A 17,686-nucleotide genomic window follows, 5' to 3' on the forward strand; every position below is an offset into this window, starting at 1 on the left:
GATAAGGCGTTTTGCCGGATGGTGCTGCGCTTATCCGGCCTACAGGGCAATCTCAAACTTACTCTTCGCCGTTAAAACCCGCGCGATTGAGCAGGAACTGCGACAGCAACGCGACCGGACGACCGGTTGCGCCTTTGGCTTTCCCTGAACGCCATGCGGTACCGGCGATGTCCAGGTGCGCCCAGTTGTACTTACGGGTAAAACGTGACAGGAAGCAGCCTGCGGTAATGGCTCCTCCAGGACGTCCACCGATGTTCGCCATATCCGCAAAGTTGGACTCTAACTGTTCCTGATACTCATCACCCAACGGCAGGCGCCACGCGCGGTCCCCCGCTTGTTCGGACGCCCCGATCAGCTCGTGCGCCAGCGGGTTATGGTTCGACATCAGGCCGGTGATGTGATGACCCAGCGCAATCACGCACGCGCCGGTCAGGGTGGCGACGTCAATGACGGCTTCGGGTTCAAAGCGCTCGACGTAGGTTAACACGTCACAGAGCACCAGACGGCCTTCAGCATCGGTATTGAGCACTTCAACGGTTTGACCGGACATGGTGGTGAGCACGTCGCCCGGACGATACGCGCGGCCGCCTGGCATGTTTTCACACCCCGCCAGTACGCCGACGACGTTAATCGGCAGTTGCAGTTCCGCCACCATGCGCATCACACCGTACACTGCCGCGGCGCCGCACATGTCGTATTTCATCTCATCCATGCCTTCGGCAGGCTTGATGGAAATACCGCCGGAGTCAAAGGTCAGTCCTTTGCCGACCAGCACAATCGGACGCGCATCTTCAGACGGGTTGCCTTTGTATTCGATAACCGACATCAGCGACTCGTTCTGCGAACCGTGGCCGACCGCCAGATAAGAGTGCATACCCAGCTCTTTCATTTGCTGCTCGCCAATCACGCGCGTCACCACATTTTTGCTGTAGCTGTCAGCCAACTGACGCGCCTGAGAAGCGAGGTAGGCTGCGTTACAGATGTTCGGCGGCATGTTGCCGAGGTCTTTCGCCGCTTTAATCCCGGCGGCAATGGCCAGACCGTGCTGAATAGCCCGTTCACCGCTGGTCAGCTCACGGCGGGTAGGGACGTTGAACACCATTTTACGCAGCGGACGACGCGGTTCGCTTTTGTTGGTCTTCAACTGATCAAAGCTGTACAGCGTTTCTTGCGCCGTTTCGACAGCCTGACGTACTTTCCAGTAGTTGTTGCGGCCTTTGACATGCAGCTCGGTCAGGAAGCAGACGGCTTCCATCGAACCTGTATCATTCAGCGTATTGATAGTTTTCTGAATGACCTGCTTGTACTGGCGCTCATCAAGCTCACGCTCTTTGCCACAACCAATGAGGAGAATTCGCTCAGACAGGACGTTAGGAACATGGTGCAGTAACAGGGTTTGACCCGGTTTACCTTCCAGTTCGCCACGACGCAGCAGTGCGCTGATGTACCCGTCGCTGATCTTGTCGAGCTGCTCTGCAATCGGAGAGAGGCGGCGTGGTTCAAAGACGCCCACGACGATGCAGGCACTCCGCTGTTTCTCCGGGCTACCGCTTTTTACACTGAACTCCATGCACTACGCTCCTGAATCTTAAAGACAACGGCGGTAGCTACAGATAGAATTGCAAGCTTTCGTAACTCATACCCGCTGTTGCGATGACTTCGTGTTAATCTTAACGTTATTACGGCATTGGCACGTCAGAACAATTTCTGAGAGGTGAATCCGTTGAGTATAATGATCTTAGCGACGATTTCGACGACTCAAGAGAATAAATGACGTTTAAGCCATGAAACAAGCTAAATTCCGGCAAAAGACGGGTTTTTACGGGCGTATTTAAAGTGATAATCATAAGATATCTGGTACGGGAAACGCTCAAAAGCCAACTTGCGATCCTATTCATCCTACTTTTGATTTTCTTTTGTCAAAAGTTAGTCAGGATCCTCGGTGCGGCAGTTGACGGTGACATCCCGGCAAATCTGGTGCTCTCGCTGCTGGGGCTGGGCGTGCCAGAAATGGCGCAACTTATCTTGCCCTTAAGCCTGTTCCTTGGGCTGCTAATGACGCTGGGCAAACTGTATACCGAAAGTGAAATTACGGTCATGCACGCCTGCGGGCTGAGCAAGGCTGTGCTGGTAAAAGCAGCGATGGTGCTGGCGTTGTTTACCAGTATCGTGGCGGCAGTCAACGTAATGTGGGCAGGGCCATGGTCCTCCAGACATCAGGACGAAGTGCTGGCGGAAGCGAAGGCGAACCCCGGCATGGCGGCGCTTGCTCAAGGGCAATTCCAGCAGGCAACGAACGGCAGTTCGGTGTTGTTTATCGAAAGTGTTGACGGTAGCAGCTTCAAAGATGTGTTCCTCGCGCAAATCCGCCCGAAAGGTAACGCCCGTCCTTCGGTGGTGGTGGCTGATTCCGGACATCTGACTCAGTTGCGTGACGGTTCTCAGGTCGTGGTGCTGAACAAAGGGACGCGCTTTGAAGGGACCGCGCTGCTGCGCGATTTCCGCATTACCGATTTCCAGGACTATCAGGCAATTATCGGCCATCAGGCCGTGGCGCTGGACCCTAACGATACCGACCAGATGGATATGCGTACGCTGTGGAATACCGACAACGATCGGGCCCGTGCGGAGCTGCACTGGCGTATCACATTGGTATTCACCGTGTTCATGATGGCGTTGATGGTTGTCCCGCTGAGCGTGGTTAACCCGCGTCAGGGTCGTGTACTGTCCATGCTGCCTGCCATGCTGCTCTATTTGCTGTTCTTCCTGGTGCAGACGTCGCTGAAGTCGAACGGCGGGAAAGGTAAGCTGGATCCGGTGTTCTGGATGTGGGTTGTTAACCTTGCCTATCTGGCACTGGCGATTGTGCTTAACCTCTGGGATACGGTGCCGATGCGCCGCTTGCGTGCCCGTTTTATGCGTAAAGGAGCGGTATAATGCAGCCCTTTGGTGTACTTGACCGCTATATCGGTAAAACCATTTTTACCACCATCATGATGACGTTGTTCATGCTGGTGTCACTCTCCGGGATCATCAAGTTTGTCGACCAGCTGAAAAAAGCCGGGCAGGGGAGCTACGATGCAATGGGCGCCGGGCTGTATACCCTGCTTAGCGCCCCGAAAGATATCCAAATCTTCTTCCCGATGGCGGCACTACTCGGCGCGTTGCTGGGGCTGGGTATGCTGGCTCAGCGTAGTGAACTGGTGGTGATGCAGGCGTCCGGTTTTACCCGTATGCAGGTGGCGCTGTCGGTGATGAAAACCGCGATCCCGCTGGTGCTGTTGACGATGGCTATCGGTGAATGGGTTGCGCCGCAGGGCGAACAGATGGCGCGTAACTATCGTGCACAGCAAATGTACGGCGGCTCGCTGCTGTCTACCCAGCAAGGGCTGTGGGCGAAAGATGGCGACAGCTTTGTTTACATCGAGCGAGTGAAAGGGGACGCCGAATTAGGCGGGATTAGCATTTACTCCTTTAACGATAAGCGTCGTCTGCAGTCGGTACGTTATGCTGCCAGCGCAACATTTGACCCGGAACAGAAAGTCTGGCGTTTGTCGCAGGTGGATGAGTCTAATCTGCAGGATCCGAAACAGATCACGGGGTCACAAACGGTGAGTGGGACGTGGAAAACCAATCTCACGCCGGACAAACTCGGTGTGGTGGCACTGGACCCGGATGCGCTCTCGATTAGCGGCCTGCACAATTACGTGAAGTACCTGAAGTCGAGCGGCCAGGACGCCGGACGTTACCAGCTTAATATGTGGAGCAAAGTCTTCCAGCCGTTATCTGTCGCGGTCATGATGCTGATGGCGCTGTCGTTTATCTTCGGTCCGCTGCGTAGCGTGCCGATGGGCGTGCGTGTGGTGACGGGGATTAGCTTTGGCTTTGTGTTCTACGTGCTGGATCAAATCTTTGGCCCACTAACGCTGGTGTATGGTATTCCGCCGATTATCGGTGCGCTGCTGCCAAGCGCCAGCTTCCTGCTGATTAGTCTGTGGCTAATGCTGCGTAGGTCGTAATATCTCCCCCTCCCGCGGTGCGGGAGGGGGCTTCCTGCTAGCGTTTTCTCCCGCCCATCAAGCTCCCCAGCATGCCGCGAATAATCTGATTGGTGACCTGTCGCGCCGCGCTTTTCGCTACGCTCTGTACCACGCCATCGCGTTTGCCGCCGCGCGGTCCGGTGCTGCCAAACAAAATATCCTTCAACCCACCGAGAATACCGTCGTCAACCTCGACTGCTTTGCCATTGGCTGGTGGCGTATTTTGCTGCCCGGTACTGGCCTGCACCCCTTTCTGTAAGCGTTCATAAGCCGATTCACGGTCGACCTCTTCTTCATATTTGCCGTACAGAGCAGAGTGGTTAATCAACCCATTGCGCTCATCCTCCGTCACCGGTCCCATCCGTGAGCACGGCGCAATCACCATCGCCCGCTCCACCACAGACGGGCTGCCTTTGGCATCAAGAAACGAGATTAGCGCCTCGCCGGTACCCAATTCCTGAATGGCTTTTTCGGTATCAAATGCGGGGTTGGCACGCATGGTTTGCGCTGCGGTTTTCACTGCTTTCTGATCTTTCGGCGTGAATGCGCGCAGGGCGTGTTGCACGCGGTTGCCCAACTGACCGAGCACGTTGTCCGGGATATCCGACGGGTTTTGCGAAACAAACCACACGCCGACCCCTTTCGAGCGGATCAGACGGATGACCTGCTCGATTTTATCCAGCAGCACCTGCGGGGCGTCGTTGAACAGCAGGTGAGCCTCATCGAAGAAGAACACCAGTTTTGGTTTTTCCAGATCGCCCGCTTCCGGTAACTGTTCGTACAGTTCGGAGAGCATCCACAGCAGGCTGGCGGCATACAGTTTGGGCATCTGGTAGAGCTTCTCGGCGCTGAGGATATTAATCACCCCTTTGCCATTGGCATCGGTACGCATCCAGTCTTTAATGTCCAGCATCGGTTCGCCAAAGAAGTGCGCCGCGCCCTGTTGCTCGAGTGACAGCAGCCCGCGCTGGATGGCTCCGACCGAGGCGCTGCTGATATTGCCGTACTGATTCTGGAAGGATTTAGCGTTATCGCCAATATACTGGGTGATGGCCCGCAGATCTTTGAAATCCAGCAGTAACAGTCCCTGGTCATCGGCAATGCGGAAGATAATATCCAGCACGCCAGACTGCACGTCGTTGAGATTCAGCAAACGGGCCAGCAGCAGTGGCCCGAGGTCAGATACCGTGGCACGCACCGGGTGGCCTTTTTCGCCGAAAATATCCCACACCGTGACCGGATTAGCATGCGGCTGCCAGTCGGTAATGCCGATGTTGTTCAGGCGGGCGAGCAGCTTTTCAGACGCTTGTCCTTCCTCCGCCACGCCGGTTAAGTCACCTTTCACATCGGCCATAAATACCGGTACGCCAATCTCTGACAGCGATTCGGCCAGCTTCTGTAGCGTAACGGTTTTACCGGTACCGGTTGCGCCGGTAATCAGCCCGTGACGATTAGCCATGGCTGGCAGTAAAAACAGTTCGGTGTCCGGCGTGCGGGCAATTAGCAAGGGTGCGCTCATTGAGATTTCCTCCATTTATCCTGCCTGGAGTATAGGCAATGTCGATGAAAGAAAGTATGCGGGGTGTGAGAAAAGGCGTTAAAGCGTATTGCCGTGATAAATCTGATACCCCAAATCGACAGTATTGTGGTTGTGGTCGTTGTTCTTGATTTTGCTCAGTAACATCTGCGCCGCCATGCGACCGATGTCAAAACGCGGGGTAATGACGCTGGCAAGACTTGGGATCATCTGCCGACCCATTTCCAGACCGTGGAACCCGGCAATCGAGATCTGCTCCGGGACGGCAAGCTCGCGCTCGCGACACAGCAGCAGTGCGCCCATCGCGATGTCGTCGTTGGTGCAAAACACGCCGTCTACATCCGGGTGCGCAGTCAGCGCATCACGCATCATCTGGGTGCCGAGATGGATGGAGGAGATAGCGCGCGGATTAACGCGCAGCGGTTCAAGACCACGGCGGGTCATCGCATCGCAATAACCGCGATAACGTTGTTCATCGCGGATATCGTCTTTTGACCCCAGATAGAGGATTTTGTGACGCTGGCGTTTATCCAGCATGGTGCTGACCATATCAAACGCCGCCTGGCGGTTATCGAAGCCTACCTCCATGTCCAGGCGATCGCCCTGGATATCCATCAGCTCGACCACCGGAATGTTGGCGGAGCGCAGAAATTTAACCGTGCGCAGGGTGTGGTATTTCTCGGAAAGAATAATGCCGTCGATATTGTATGACAGCAGGTTGATCACCGACTCTTCTTCGGATTCCCGGTCGTAGTTGTAGTTGGCGATCAGCGTCTGATAGTTATGGTCTGAGGTGACAGATTCAATACCGGCCAGAATGTCAGCGAACAGCTGGTTTTGAAACGAGGGGATCAGTACGCCGAGCGTATAGCTTTGTGCGTTCAACAGCATGGCGGGCGCGCGGTTAGGGATGTAATTAATCTCCTCCATAATCTGCGCGATACGTTCACCGGTTTCCTTTGCGACCTTTTTCGGTGAACGGATGTAGCGGCTCACCGTCATTTTGGTCACACCCGCCAGGGTGGCGATGTCTTGCAAAGAAATTCTGTGGTTCCTCATTTTCTCTCCTGAGCCGGGGAGCGCGGACTGATGCTCCCCGGTAATACCGTATTAATGCAGGATGGCGTTCAGCGCCAGAACCCCCAACAGACCCATAATGGAAATCAGCGTTTCCATCACCGTCCAGGTACGCAACGTTTCGCCCACGCTGAGATTAAAATAGCCTTTAAACAGCCAGAATCCCGGATCGTTAACGTGGGAAGCAATCACGCTACCCGCACCGGTTGCCAGCACCATCAGCGCCGGGTCAGCATGGGTGACGTTAATAATCGGCAGCACCACGCCTGCGGTGGTGATCGCCGCGACAGTCGCAGAACCGAGCGCGATGCGCAGCAACGCGGCGACCGTCCAGCACATCAGCAGCGGAGAGAGCGACGTGCCGGTCATCAGGTGCGAGATATATTGCCCCACGCCACTGTCGACCAGAACCTGCTTAAACGCACCGCCCCCGGCGATGATAAACACAATCATCGCAATCGCGCCGATAGAGTCGCCAATGATATCCATAATTTGCTCAATCGTACGTCCGTTACGTCGACCAAGGGTAAAAATGGCGAGCACGATAGCGATAAACAACGCGACCGCAGGGTTACCGATAAACTCAAAGAACACCCGCACGCTGTTGGTCTTCGGCAGCGTAATCTCACACACCGCCGCTACCGCCATCAGTATGACCGGGATAACCGCCGCAAAGATACTGTTCCAGAACGACGGCATCTCTTCTTCGGTGAACAGATGCGGGTTGAATAACCCTTCCGGCGGCGCTTTCTCAAAGCGGGTTAGCAGCTTAGAAAACAGCGGCCCGGCAACAATCACCGTCGGGATAGTAATAATAAAGCCATACAGCAGGGTGGTACCGAGATTGGCCTCGAAAATGGTGGCAATCGCGGTCGGCCCCGGATGCGGCGGCAGAAAACAGTGGGTCACGGACAGCGCTGCGACCATCGGCACGCCGACATACAACAGCGGCAGACCAGACGAGGCCACCACCGTAAACACCAGCGGCAGTAGCAGAACAAAACCGACTTCGAAGAACATCGCCAGACCCACCACCAGACCGGTGATCACCAGCGCCCATTGCACACGTTTCTTACCGAACGTGCCAATCAGCGTGGTGGCGATGCGCTGAGCAGCGCCGGTATCGGAAATCAGCTTACCGAGCATCGCGCCGAACCCGAGGATCATCGCCAGCCCGCCGAGCGTCCCGCCGATCCCATTTTGTATAGAGTGTAAAACGGCCTGTGCATCCATCCCTTCGGCAAAACCGACGACCGCCGCAACCAGTACCAGGGCAATAAAGCCGTTAACTTTAAAGCCAATCATCAGGACCAGAAGCAGCGCGACGCCTGCCGCAATTATTATTAATGGCATAATCGTTTCTCTTATATCCCCGTCATACTTCAAGTTGCAGGTGTGTTGGCTGCGCTCACTCACCCGAATCACTTACTCAAGTAAGCTCATCGGGTTCATTCACTTGCCGCCTTCCTGCAACTCGAATTATTTAGGGGAGGGTGCCAGTAAGGCAGCGCCTGGGCGCTGCGTGATATTGCGTTGTGCTGTATCAGACGGCGACCAGCATGCCGCCATCGACAAACAGCAGGTGTCCGTTAACAAAATCGGATGCTTTGGAAGAGAGGAATACCGCCGCGCCAATCAGCTCCTGCGGATCGCCCCAGCGCGCGGCTGGTGTACGTTTGCACAACCAGGAGGTGAAGGCTTCATCTTCAACCAGCGCTTTGGTCATCTCAGTTTTGAAGTAGCCCGGCGCGATACCGTTGACCTGGATATTGTGGCGTGCCAGTTCTACGCACATCCCACGGGTGAGCATTTTCACTGCGCCTTTCGAGGCGGCATACGGCGTAATGGTGTCGCGCCCCAGTTCGCTCTGCATCGAGCAGATGTTGATGACCTTCCCGGCCTGGCGTTCCACCATGCGACGGGTTACCGCCTGCGAGACCAGGAACACCGCCGTCTGGTTAACCGCAATTACATCGTTCCAGTCCTGTTCCGGGAACTCGGTAAACGGATGGCGGCGCTGAATACCGGCGTTATTTACCAGCACATCAATTTGGCCAATGTCTTTTTCGATATGGTCAATGGCAGCATCAATATCTTGTTTATGCGTAACATTAAAAGGTGCAGCAACGGCACGAATCCCTTCCTGCTGCAGTTTGGCGACGGCGGCTTCTGCACGCTCTGGCGTAATATCATTGACGATAATCTGTGCGCCATATTTACCCAACCCGGTCGCCAGTAAATAACCAATACCCTGAGCCGAACCGGTGATCAGAATGTTTTTGCCGTCCAGTGAAAAAAGATCGTTCATCATGTTATTCCTTATTTTGTTTCTGCAAAAACGAGCTGGACTTTCGCCGCCTGGGTTTTATCCCCGGCGAAGATCAGCGCCTGTTCAAGCTCGGTAAACGGATATTCGGCGCTGAGTAGCGGCAGCGGATCGATAACGTTATTCGCCAGCCACGACACTGCGGTGTTGAACTCGGTGGTAAAGCGGAATGAGCCTTTGAGGGTGATTTCTTTGCCGATCAGCATCATCATCGGGAACTCCGGTACCGCGCCGCCCATGCCAACCTGCACCATCACGCCTTTTGCGCGGGTGACTTCCAGACAGGTGGTGATCGAGGATGGATGCCCGGAGACTTCGAAGCTGACGTCGAAGTAGCCTTTCTCTTTTTTCCACTCATCGAGCGAGTCCTGCTGCGGGTTAATCAGCGTGTCGGCCCCCATCTGCTGGGCAAGCGACAGCGAGCGCGGGCTGATATCTGCACAGACAATCTCTGCCGCGCCGAGCGTTTTCACCGCGCTGACGATCAGGCAGCCGATAGGCCCCACGCCGGAGATAAACACGCGCTTGCCCTGTAGATCGCCTGCTTCATGTGCGGCGTGGATCGCTACCGCCAGCGGTTCGGCAAAGGCCATGACTTTTTCATCGGCCTGCTGCGGGTAGGGGATACACTGCGCGGTATCAACGGTTTTAAACTGAGTAAAGCCGCCGTCAACGTGGGGAAAATACATGGCGCTGCCAAAAAAGCGCATTTCCGTGCACTGGTTTTCTTCGTGCTGCAAACAGTATTTACAGTGGCCACAGGGTTTCGACGGATTAATCGCCACCGACTGACCTTCATGTAATTCTTTTGAATCGCTATGCACCACTTTACCAATAACTTCATGGCCTAAAATCATCGGTGCTTTAACGGTAAAATTACCGACTTTCCCTTCCTGATAATAATGTAAATCGGAACCGCAAATTCCCCCGCGGGTAATTTGTACCAGTGTTCCTTTATTATTCCATTCAATATTTTGGTCGGTAATGGCAACAGTTTTCTTACCCGCGACAACGCAGGATTGGGTTTTGACTTGCATAAATGCCTCACTGGTCAGGTAGTAACCTCGGCAGCATTTAAACGGTTTTGAGTGTTATTATTTGTGATGTGGATCACGCTGGAAAATTGTTACACTACAATGTTACGCATAACGTGATGCGCCTTGTAATTCTCATCAGTGGCGCTGAAAAAGCGTGAAATTACCAATCTGGAAGGCGTAGTATCGCGCCATGAAATTTGAATCTGGAGTTTTTTCGATGGCCGGGGAAAGTTATATTTTGATGGGCGTTTCAGGTAGCGGTAAATCTTTAATTGGCAGTAAAATTGCCGCTGTGTTGTCGGCTAAATTCATTGATGGTGACGATCTCCATCCCGCTAAAAATATTGATAAAATGTCTGAAGGCATTCCATTAACCGATGAAGACCGGCTTCCCTGGTTGGAAAGATTAAATGATGCCTCATACAGTTTATATAAAAAGAATGAAACCGGGTTTATTGTCTGCTCGTCATTAAAAAAACAGTACCGCGATATATTGCGTCAGGGCAGTCCGAATGTGCATTTCCTGTGGCTGGATGGCGACTACGAGACCATTCTGGCACGCATGCAGCGCCGGGCAGGGCATTTTATGCCGGTGGGATTACTCAAAAGCCAGTTCGATGCGCTGGAGTGCCCGCAGGAAGATGAACGCGATATTGCCCGCATCGATGTGAACCATGACATCGAGCATGTGACAGAACAGTGCCGCCAGGCGGTTCTCGCGTTTCGTAACGGGCAATAGGCCCAGCCCCTTGCGGGACTGAGCCCGGTATCAGAAGTCGGCTTTCAGCACCACGCGGTAGCGGGCCTTGCCGTCACGCACGTGCTGGATAGCGTCATTAATTTGCGACATTGGGTACAGCTCGGTGGTGGGCGACACCTTGCTGCGCCCGGCAAACTTCATCAGCTTGCGCAGTTCGAACGGCGTACCGGTTGCCGAACCGGAGATGCTGCGATCGCCGGCAATTAAGGTGAACGCCGGTACCGGAAGCGGCTTCAGCACCGCGCCGACGGTATGGAAGTTACCGCCGTGGGCCAGCGCTTCAAAATAGGGCTGCCAGTCGAGATCGACGTTAACCGTATTGATAATGAGATCGAACTGGCCTGCCAGCGCTTTCAGCGCATCCGGATCGCGGCTGTTGACCACCTTATCCGCCCCCATCGCCAGCACTTCCTGTTCTTTCGACGGATTGGAGCTGAACGCGGTCACTTCACAACCCATCGCGTGTAATAACTTAATGGCGATATGCCCCAGGCCGCCGATGCCGATCACCCCGACGCGGCTGGTGGCGGTGATATGGTGCATCAGCAGCGGTTTGAACACCGTGATACCGCCGCACAACAATGGGCCAGCCGCCGCCAGATCGATGCTTTCCGGCAGCGGGATCACCCACTGCCAGTCGGCCCGCAGCTTCTCGGCAAAGCCGCCACGATTGAGAATAGTAGGAACAGAACCTTCCAGACAGTTAATCTGATTGCCGCTGATACAGGCATCGCAGTGCCCGCAACTGCGCGCCGTCCAGCCAATCCCAACGCGCTGACCGACCTTCAGACCCTTATTCTGTGCCGCGCTGCCGAGCGCCGCCACGCGACCAATCACCTCATGCCCGGCAACCAGTGGATACTGAGAGAATCCCCATTCGTTGTCGATCATCGACAAATCGGAATGGCAGATACCGCAGTAATCGACCTGTACCTCGACATCTTCCGGCTTAAGCTCGCCCGCATCGTATTCATAGAGTTCGAGTTCGCTGCCCGCCGCTTTTGCGGCGTAGCTTTTTATCATCGACATCGTGTTTCCCTCAGTGTGGTGTTGAACTGGAAGTGTAGAGCATGGAGAAACGGGACGCTTCGCAGAAGGGGGGATTAAGACGGTTGTAGCGTGAGCTAAACCGTGATGATGATTGCAGGCGCGTAATGTAATGCTGAAATTTTCAACACTTAGCGCGCCAGACACATGCTGGCGCTTGCATGGTGGCGCACGACAGGTATAATCCACAACGTTTTCCGCATCCCTTCCGTGCCGGAGTGGCGAAATCGGTAGACGCAGTTGATTCAAAATCAACCGTAGAAATACGTGCCGGTTCGAGTCCGGCCTTCGGCACCATACAAAGCTTTTTTTAAGTCTACTAACGTCTACTTTAGTCCATAAAAACAGTAAGTTAAGCAGGTTTCTAACTTGGCTTAGTCTGTTCACGTCTACTCAGTTCCTTGAACATATACCAACCGATGATGGTATAACTGATGGTATTCCCGGTTCGATTGATTTTGGTACCAACACTGGAGGTATCAACTGATGGCTCTCACCGATATCAAAGTTAGGACTACCAAGCCCTCCGACAAACCTTTCAAACTCACAGATGGGCAGGGTATGCACCTGCTGATCAACCCCAATGGTTCAAAATACTGGCGACTCCAATACCGTTTCGATGGCAAACAGAAAGTTTTAGCATTGGGTGTTTATCCAATGGTCTCTCTTGGTGAAGCTCGCAGGAAACGAGATGAGGCTAAAAAGTTGGTATCTGATGGTATCGACCCTTCCGAGAAGAAAAAGGCAGACAAGATCGAGCAGAGCGAAGCTCTTACTTTTGAATCTGTTGCCAGGGACTGGCATAAGGCTTGTAAAAGGAAATGGTCAGATTCCCATAGCGAGAGAGTTCTAAAAAGCATGGAAGATGGTCTCTTTACTGCTATTGGTAAAAGAAAAATATCCGAGCTTAATACCAGAGATCTTCTTGCCCCTATCAAGGCTGTTGAAGCTTCTGGGCGACTGGAAGTTGCTTCCCGCCTACAGCAAAGAACAACGGCAGTGATGCGATATGCTGTCCAGAACGGGCTGATAGATTACAACCCTGCTCAAGAGATGGCAGGAGCTATTGCGGTACCTAAAAGAGTCCACAGGCCAGCTTTGCCATTCGAACGATTCTCAGAACTTTTAGAACGAATAGATAGCTTCAAGGGTAGAAAACTCACTAAGTTAGCCGTAAAGCTTACATTGCTCATTTTCATTCGTTCCAGTGAACTCAGATTCGCAAGATGGTCGGAGATCGACTTTGAAAATGCGATGTGGACTATCCCTGGAGAACGCGAACCATTGCCAGGGGTCAAACATTCGCACCGTGGTTCGAAAATGCGAACTCCACATCTTGTTCCTTTGAGTTGTCAGGCATTGGCTGTGCTGACGAAAATCAAAGAGATCAGTGGTGACCATGAACTCGTATTTATTGGCGATCATAATTTCCGCAAACCTATGAGCGAGAACACAGTTAATAAAGCTTTGCGAGCTATGGGCTATGACACAACCGTGGAGGTCTGTGGACATGGATTCAGGGCTATGGCTTGTAGTGCCTTGATTGAATCCGGCTTGTGGTCGAAAGATGCTGTTGAACGGCAAATGAGCCATCAGGAGCGGAACTCAGTTCGTGCTGCCTACATACATAAAGCAGAGCACCTTGATGAGAGAAAGCTTATGTTGCAGTGGTGGGCCGATTACCTTGACCTCCTTAGAATACGACAAGTTTCACCATTTGATTTTAAAAAGACTTAACTATGAATAAGTAGTTAATTAATCGTTCTCCCTTATCAACCTTGTTAAGGGAGAATTAATTCAAATAAGCAGTGTTAACTCATTCAAGCTTTGAATACAGTGGAGGGATTAATGAAAGTAGTAAGCCCTTATGAAGAATTAAAAAGCTGGTTTAGTCTCGAAAACTATGAGCAGTTAAAATCACTTACAATCAAAGAACTGCATACTGAGCTTGCCTTTAGAGAAGCGATTTTCGACAGTGTAAATTTTGGTTGGGAAGATGATAATCAAAATTTAAGGTCTATCCTTGAAGGTAATCCTATTTTAAGCATACAAGATAATAATCATGGTCATTTTGGCAAGGGCCAAAGACATGTTGCGCAGGTTAGCTTTGGTGATATAAAAAAATTAGAGAACAAGTTAATAATGTTTAGCATGGATTTTTTTGAAGAAAATGGCGATTTCAAAAAAGAGTTGAAAAAGAAACCAATAACAAAAACTATGAGAGACTTTTTTCTTAACCAAAATAGCAGCAAAATGTATGTTTCATTTGATTTAGGAATGTCCAGCGATGAAGAAATTATAACAGCCTTACAAACGATGCTACCCATTCTCAGGAAAGAATATGAAATTGAGCCAGTCAAAACAGAAAAAATTGGACTGGCAAAGATAAGAAAACTTGTCGATTACAATATTATCCCAATGATGGATCTATTGATTTGGGCAAAATTTAAAAAAGTAAAAATCTCAAATATGGTCTTGTCTCGTGTCTTGTATCCCGACTTTACAAGTGAGATCAGAGGAGAAGATCACATTAAAGATACAGACAGGCCTGTTGCAGAGAAGTCATTGAATGGAGAAACAACCCGTAGTCTCGAATACTTTATCAGCAAAAACAGCCATCTCCTCAACATACCGATTTCTGAACTCGGCTCTTTCTAGTTGTAAATCATCATTTTAATTGTCAAGTGGAGGGCGTAAATATTTTTCTTCCCCGGAATTTCCTTTCATTCTTCCCTCATCTAACTTTTCAGTTATTAGCATTCCCTTCATAGATACAAATCTGTGTGGCTAATATCTCCGTAACGGAAACGGAGGAGACAGCCAAATGAATACAACCAATCAAAGGTTAATTCGTTTACCAGAAGTCTTGAAACGAACTGGTTTCGGCAAAGCCTGGATCTATCGTCTGATCAAAGATGATAAGTTTCCTGCCCCTGTCAAAATTGGAACTCGTGCAGTAGCTTTCGTCGAAAGTGAGATTGATGCCTGGATTCAGTCTGTTATAGAAACAAGTCGAAATAATGTTGCTTAGTCAATTTGGGAGACATGTTATGAATATCGAAGAATTTGTGAGTGAAGATAACCATATGTCTAATCTGGGTCAGGAACTTTTTTGTGAAATTTTCGAACCCGGAGCGATTTACGATTTACCTGATAATGAGTTTAACAGAAAGATTGTTTACTGGTTAAGCCAGTATTTAGTGGGGAATCTAAGAGAACCGTTAGATTCGATCTCTGAGCTTAATATTTTAGAACAGTTTTATGTTTATGAGACATGGTTCTCGCTAATTAAATGCCCTGATGAAATTAGGAATTTATCGAAACGGATAATTCGATATCAGATTGGGCTGAAAACTCTTTTATAAAAATGTAAAGTTTGGCCCCATATTTTGGCATAAAACCTTACAAAATAACTTACATTATTTTGGTTGCCGTTTATTAGCAAGGCAGTGAGATAGTTTTCGAAGTATTAGGTGTACATAATTTATATAAACTCCTTTTTATATGCTTACAGTAAATTAACATTTACAGATATTTTATTCTCCAACATATAAATATAAGTTAAATGTTTTTCGTGTCAATAGTTATGAGGTTGGTTTTATATTAATAAATCATTAGTAAATGAAAATGTTTGAAACCTGAAAAGTTACATATTGGTAGAAATGTCTTGCTTGTTGTAAAGGGTATGCAAACTATGTTATAAAGAACAAAAAACAACTAAGGATTACTCAATAATGAAGCTTCTTAAGGACTTTTTATTAGCTCTATTTAAAACAAAATCTAAAAAACAAGCTGAAGTTTTTCTCGAAGCGGAAAATAATCCTAAACAAATAAACCAAGTATCTACGGTTGAGAATAAAACAAACCCAAAATTCGTTGCTTCGCAAAAACAATTAAATCAACTTTTAATTATATGGAATAGTCTTGGGGCATTGTCAGAAACGTTAAATCCCAATCTAAACCTCTGGCATTCAGGAACTATTGGTTCTAAAGATATGATAAATAATTCCGAATTACTGTGGTGTACAAGAGATGAAAATTCAAAAGAATCTTATAATGAAGCGGCCAAACTTGATGCCCCACATATAGATAAATTGCCGTGTCTCACTCATTTCCAGACAGTTCGTGAACTCAAAATGGCTGATTTTAATTGTATGTCGTTAGGTGAGTTTACCAGAAATTTTTGTGATTATAGCCATTGGAAAATGAAAGGAGTGCTGAGAGAATGGTGCCTGCAAAATGGATTTGATGGTGCAGTTAAAACTAATGGTGGCATCGATGAAGTGGTTTTATGTAAACCAGGAGATGACTTATTGATTATTAATGTTATTCACCTCTAATATTATTAGTCACTAAGCTACAAAATAATCATTATAGCTTTTTATGTTTTTTTATTTTATATACTAAAGGACATTTGCATTACTAAATTAAGTTGTTGTCATTAACTAAACCTTTCATCTAGAATATGTATAATAATCATTGAGGTATAATTAAAGTACGCATTTGTCTTTTCAGGTTGTTTGGCTAAGGTGTCATCATACCCCGGAAATATTTTTGTATACTCTTTGGTTTTAAATACTAGATTTTCGGGAAGATTTGGATTTTGATATAGGCTGCAAAAATTATTTATATGAAGGTAAAACTTCAGTTTTGAGATACTTATATATTTTTGTTCGTTGTCACGATGCCAAACTAAAATCTCAAGAATGTGGCTCAACATTAGAAGTGCTCTAAAGTTCCAAATTTCATTTGAAATTCCATAAACATCTTTAATTTCATTTTCAAATATCTTTAGAATGCTTTCCGTTGTTCCATGAATAAACTCGATTTTAAGCTTTTTTGAAAACATTAGTTTCTTATATCGATATTTCCATATATTACATATTTTGAATTCCATTATGTTAGAGTGAATGAGGGTAAGGGTTTTATTTTTAATAACAATTGTTGTCCTCCTATGTTTTTTTGATAAAGTTACCTCGTTTATTATAATAGTCAACACGGCGGTTGTTATTAGTTAATATATAAAACAATCAATCATTCAATTAATTGTTTAACAGTTTCCTTATAGGGATTAAATGTTTAAGAATTACAATATAATGTGAGTAATAAATATCTTCAAAGCAGATGATGACGAGTGTATTGTCTATTTGTCTGGGTATGAGTTTTGTGCATTTTCTGACTGAAAGGAAGAAAATCAAGGGAAACTTTAAGAAGCGGAGCTTCTAAGAGTTAGCCCTTGCTTATAATCTTTCCTAAAATTTTGCTCGTCCATCTGTGCCCTTAGGGATTAAAGGAGCATTGACATCTTCCTCGTCATGTTCTACTTCTATGACTGATAAGTAGCCATTGGCTATATTAAAATTTCTCCAAAAATTAAAATAAGGTGATAGTTCTTGATAATTTCCTATCCGATCAGTTAGAAAAGGATACATTTCACGAGAAGGTAAAATTAATGTTCCTCCGAGTAGTGAACCATTTAATATTCCTAAACAAATTTTATTTAATGCTCTGTGTGATGAAGATATGTTCCCAGTTTCCCATTCCACAGCAAAATAAAGATGATCTGTAATGGGATATACAGCATCAATCGGACCAGCATTACTTTCAGAGGAAATCTTTAGTCTTTGCTCTAAGAACCACCCCTTGCTATACAAGTGAGCCATACATTCTTGTTTTATAGGTTTTACTCCATTTCCTTTATATGTAGGGTTAATTGAGAAACGATCATTTCCTTGAGGCCATACAGCTTTTTCAATAGCATTATATATATCATTTTTTAGATGTATAATGGCCGATGAATTTGTAAAATTATCATTCGCAATTAAGACTGTTTCTCTTTTCATTCTCATTATTAGTAAGTCC

General features: G+C 48.7%; 18 protein-coding genes and 1 tRNA gene. 10 read left to right on the forward strand and 9 right to left on the reverse strand.

Annotated features, from left to right (window positions below):
- Positions 1–58: 58 nt before the first annotated feature.
- Positions 59–1,570: a leucyl aminopeptidase gene (gene pepA, locus OGX95_RS19220; protein ID WP_003025870.1), complete on the reverse strand. Its 1,512-nt coding sequence runs from the start codon at positions 1,568–1,570 to the stop codon at positions 59–61.
- Between the two features lie 153 nt (positions 1,571–1,723).
- On the opposite strand from pepA, the gene OGX95_RS19225 reads away from it, so the two are divergent.
- From OGX95_RS19225 to lptG, 3 genes are all read left to right on the forward strand, one after another.
- Positions 1,724–1,774 carry a hypothetical protein gene (locus tag OGX95_RS19225; RefSeq protein ID WP_212723231.1) on the forward strand — a complete coding sequence of 17 codons (51 nt, stop codon included), beginning with the start codon at positions 1,724–1,726 and terminating at the stop codon, positions 1,772–1,774.
- A 62-nt stretch (positions 1,775–1,836) separates the two neighbouring features.
- Positions 1,837–2,937, forward strand: coding sequence for an LPS export ABC transporter permease LptF (gene lptF, locus OGX95_RS19230; protein ID WP_271440330.1), 1,101 nt, complete (start codon positions 1,837–1,839; stop codon positions 2,935–2,937).
- On the forward strand, positions 2,937–4,019 hold the full coding sequence (gene lptG / locus OGX95_RS19235; RefSeq protein ID WP_271449186.1) for an LPS export ABC transporter permease LptG: 1,083 nt from the start codon (positions 2,937–2,939) through the stop codon (positions 4,017–4,019). The genes lptF and lptG overlap by 1 nt, the downstream gene beginning before the upstream one ends.
- A 37-nt stretch (positions 4,020–4,056) precedes the next feature.
- On the opposite strand, the gene OGX95_RS19240 is transcribed toward lptG, so the two are convergent.
- From OGX95_RS19240 to idnD, 5 genes are all read right to left on the reverse strand, one after another.
- Entirely contained in the window at positions 4,057–5,559 is a 1,503-nt protein-coding gene (locus tag OGX95_RS19240) for a helicase HerA-like C-terminal domain-containing protein (protein ID WP_286630603.1), read from the reverse strand.
- Positions 5,560–5,637: 78 nt separating this feature from the next.
- Positions 5,638–6,636, reverse strand: coding sequence for a DNA-binding transcriptional regulator IdnR (gene idnR / locus OGX95_RS19245; protein WP_286630604.1), 999 nt, complete (start codon positions 6,634–6,636; stop codon positions 5,638–5,640).
- A 51-nt stretch (positions 6,637–6,687) separates the two neighbouring features.
- Positions 6,688–8,007 (reverse strand): gnt-II system L-idonate transporter, encoded by a 1,320-nt coding sequence (idnT, locus tag OGX95_RS19250; RefSeq protein ID WP_016155581.1) that lies wholly within the window; start codon positions 8,005–8,007, stop codon positions 6,688–6,690.
- A 190-nt stretch (positions 8,008–8,197) separates the two neighbouring features.
- A complete protein-coding gene (gene idnO / locus OGX95_RS19255) occupies positions 8,198–8,962 on the reverse strand; it encodes a gluconate 5-dehydrogenase (protein WP_048212822.1) in 765 nt (254 codons plus the stop codon).
- A gap of 11 nt (positions 8,963–8,973) precedes the next feature.
- Positions 8,974–10,017: an L-idonate 5-dehydrogenase gene (idnD, locus tag OGX95_RS19260; RefSeq protein WP_286630605.1), complete on the reverse strand. Its 1,044-nt coding sequence runs from the start codon at positions 10,015–10,017 to the stop codon at positions 8,974–8,976.
- A 217-nt stretch (positions 10,018–10,234) separates the two neighbouring features.
- Between idnD and idnK the strand changes: the two genes are divergently transcribed.
- Positions 10,235–10,756, forward strand: coding sequence for a gluconokinase (gene idnK / locus OGX95_RS19265; RefSeq protein WP_286630606.1), 522 nt, complete (start codon positions 10,235–10,237; stop codon positions 10,754–10,756).
- A 30-nt stretch (positions 10,757–10,786) separates the two neighbouring features.
- Here idnK and ahr read toward each other — a convergent pair whose 3' ends face one another.
- Complete coding sequence (ahr, locus tag OGX95_RS19270) at positions 10,787–11,806, reverse strand: NADPH-dependent aldehyde reductase Ahr (RefSeq protein ID WP_286630607.1); 1,020 nt, start codon at positions 11,804–11,806, stop codon at positions 10,787–10,789.
- 230 nt (positions 11,807–12,036) lie between these two features.
- Here ahr and OGX95_RS19275 point away from each other — a divergent pair.
- The 6 genes from OGX95_RS19275 to OGX95_RS19300 all read left to right on the forward strand — a co-directional run bounded on the left by OGX95_RS19275 (position 12,037) and on the right by OGX95_RS19300 (position 16,164).
- Positions 12,037–12,121 (forward strand) — tRNA-Leu (locus OGX95_RS19275).
- A gap of 189 nt (positions 12,122–12,310) precedes the next feature.
- A complete protein-coding gene (locus OGX95_RS19280; RefSeq protein WP_286630608.1) occupies positions 12,311–13,561 on the forward strand; it encodes a tyrosine-type recombinase/integrase in 1,251 nt (416 codons plus the stop codon).
- A gap of 111 nt (positions 13,562–13,672) precedes the next feature.
- Positions 13,673–14,482: a DUF6387 family protein gene (locus OGX95_RS19285; RefSeq protein WP_063409167.1), complete on the forward strand. Its 810-nt coding sequence runs from the start codon at positions 13,673–13,675 to the stop codon at positions 14,480–14,482.
- Between the two features lie 166 nt (positions 14,483–14,648).
- A complete protein-coding gene (locus tag OGX95_RS19290; protein ID WP_286630609.1) occupies positions 14,649–14,855 on the forward strand; it encodes a helix-turn-helix transcriptional regulator in 207 nt (68 codons plus the stop codon).
- A 19-nt stretch (positions 14,856–14,874) separates the two neighbouring features.
- On the forward strand, positions 14,875–15,189 hold the full coding sequence (locus OGX95_RS19295) for a hypothetical protein (RefSeq protein WP_286630610.1): 315 nt from the start codon (positions 14,875–14,877) through the stop codon (positions 15,187–15,189).
- Between the two features lie 369 nt (positions 15,190–15,558).
- Positions 15,559–16,164: a hypothetical protein gene (locus tag OGX95_RS19300; protein WP_286630611.1), complete on the forward strand. Its 606-nt coding sequence runs from the start codon at positions 15,559–15,561 to the stop codon at positions 16,162–16,164.
- Between the two features lie 101 nt (positions 16,165–16,265).
- Here the strand turns inward: OGX95_RS19300 and OGX95_RS19305 are convergent, their stop codons facing one another.
- Positions 16,266–16,673 (reverse strand): hypothetical protein, encoded by a 408-nt coding sequence (locus OGX95_RS19305; RefSeq protein ID WP_286630612.1) that lies wholly within the window; start codon positions 16,671–16,673, stop codon positions 16,266–16,268.
- Between the two features lie 403 nt (positions 16,674–17,076).
- Positions 17,077–17,673: a PDDEXK family nuclease gene (locus tag OGX95_RS19310; RefSeq protein ID WP_175570130.1), complete on the reverse strand. Its 597-nt coding sequence runs from the start codon at positions 17,671–17,673 to the stop codon at positions 17,077–17,079.
- Positions 17,674–17,686: the final 13 nt, after the last annotated feature.

It is taken from the genome of Citrobacter sp. Cu233, from assembly GCF_030332225.1.
In the GTDB taxonomy this organism is placed as follows: Bacteria; Pseudomonadota; Gammaproteobacteria; order Enterobacterales; family Enterobacteriaceae; genus Citrobacter.

What these genes read in the sequence shown, in the direction of transcription:
- OGX95_RS19300 (WP_286630611.1), top strand. Translation starts at nt 15,559, where the DNA reads ATGAAGCTTCTTAAGGACTTTTTATTAGCTCTATTTAAAACAAAATCT.
- OGX95_RS19280 (WP_286630608.1), top strand. Translation starts at nt 12,311, where the DNA reads ATGGCTCTCACCGATATCAAAGTTAGGACTACCAAGCCCTCCGACAAA.
- idnO (WP_048212822.1), bottom strand. Translation starts at nt 8,962, where the DNA reads ATGAACGATCTTTTTTCACTGGACGGCAAAAACATTCTGATCACCGGT.
- idnD (WP_286630605.1), bottom strand. Translation starts at nt 10,017, where the DNA reads ATGCAAGTCAAAACCCAATCCTGCGTTGTCGCGGGTAAGAAAACTGTT.
- idnT (WP_016155581.1), bottom strand. Translation starts at nt 8,007, where the DNA reads ATGCCATTAATAATAATTGCGGCAGGCGTCGCGCTGCTTCTGGTCCTG.
- OGX95_RS19295 (WP_286630610.1), top strand. Translation starts at nt 14,875, where the DNA reads ATGAATATCGAAGAATTTGTGAGTGAAGATAACCATATGTCTAATCTG.
- OGX95_RS19305 (WP_286630612.1), bottom strand. Translation starts at nt 16,673, where the DNA reads ATGTTTTCAAAAAAGCTTAAAATCGAGTTTATTCATGGAACAACGGAA.
- idnR (WP_286630604.1), bottom strand. Translation starts at nt 6,636, where the DNA reads ATGAGGAACCACAGAATTTCTTTGCAAGACATCGCCACCCTGGCGGGT.
- idnK (WP_286630606.1), top strand. Translation starts at nt 10,235, where the DNA reads ATGGCCGGGGAAAGTTATATTTTGATGGGCGTTTCAGGTAGCGGTAAA.
- OGX95_RS19290 (WP_286630609.1), top strand. Translation starts at nt 14,649, where the DNA reads ATGAATACAACCAATCAAAGGTTAATTCGTTTACCAGAAGTCTTGAAA.
- OGX95_RS19240 (WP_286630603.1), bottom strand. Translation starts at nt 5,559, where the DNA reads ATGAGCGCACCCTTGCTAATTGCCCGCACGCCGGACACCGAACTGTTT.
- lptG (WP_271449186.1), top strand. Translation starts at nt 2,937, where the DNA reads ATGCAGCCCTTTGGTGTACTTGACCGCTATATCGGTAAAACCATTTTT.
- OGX95_RS19285 (WP_063409167.1), top strand. Translation starts at nt 13,673, where the DNA reads ATGAAAGTAGTAAGCCCTTATGAAGAATTAAAAAGCTGGTTTAGTCTC.
- OGX95_RS19310 (WP_175570130.1), bottom strand. Translation starts at nt 17,673, where the DNA reads ATGAGAATGAAAAGAGAAACAGTCTTAATTGCGAATGATAATTTTACA.
- ahr (WP_286630607.1), bottom strand. Translation starts at nt 11,806, where the DNA reads ATGTCGATGATAAAAAGCTACGCCGCAAAAGCGGCGGGCAGCGAACTC.
- pepA (WP_003025870.1), bottom strand. Translation starts at nt 1,570, where the DNA reads ATGGAGTTCAGTGTAAAAAGCGGTAGCCCGGAGAAACAGCGGAGTGCC.